The sequence below is a fragment of the Agrobacterium sp. 22094 genome (genome assembly GCF_052046015.1).
In the GTDB taxonomy this organism is placed as follows: Bacteria; Pseudomonadota; Alphaproteobacteria; order Rhizobiales; family Rhizobiaceae; genus Agrobacterium; species Agrobacterium cavarae.
The window spans coordinates 1-419 of record NZ_JBQEPX010000028.1 but is presented as its reverse complement, the minus strand read 5'-3'; the positions used below and the strand labels follow the sequence as shown (position 1 = coordinate 419).

Here is a 419-nt window from a genome sequence, read left to right as displayed (position 1 = left end):
GATTGGAGCAATAACAGGAATATACTCCATATTTATTAATCCTTTTAATAAGGCTGTTTCTACATAACTTACTTCCCCCACATATCCTATCTCTTCGCTGACAGGTTGAACTTGAAGTAAATTGCCGTCACACCCTGAACAACCTACCGCAAGTAAATTATGCTTTTGTAAATTCATTACGAGTTTTTTATTCGTACTTCCGCATAGCACCATTTGAACAACATCCATAACTTCTTTTGGTGTTACGCGTAATCCATCTCTTTTTTCTACGTTGATGTTACAATCTTTTAATTTGGCATCAATTTCTGGCCCACCACCATGGACAATCACTACTTTATACTTCTGCTGTAATTTCTTTATACAATCAAAAAACACATCATTTAATTGATTCAACATACTACCGCCGCATTTCACTACAA

General features: G+C 35.3%; 1 protein-coding gene. It reads right to left on the bottom strand.

Annotated features, from left to right (window positions below; genetic code table 11):
* Nucleotides 1-419: acetylglutamate kinase (argB, locus tag ACTJK5_RS23035; RefSeq protein ID WP_440613320.1), on the bottom strand; the 419-nt coding region annotated here is incomplete at both ends.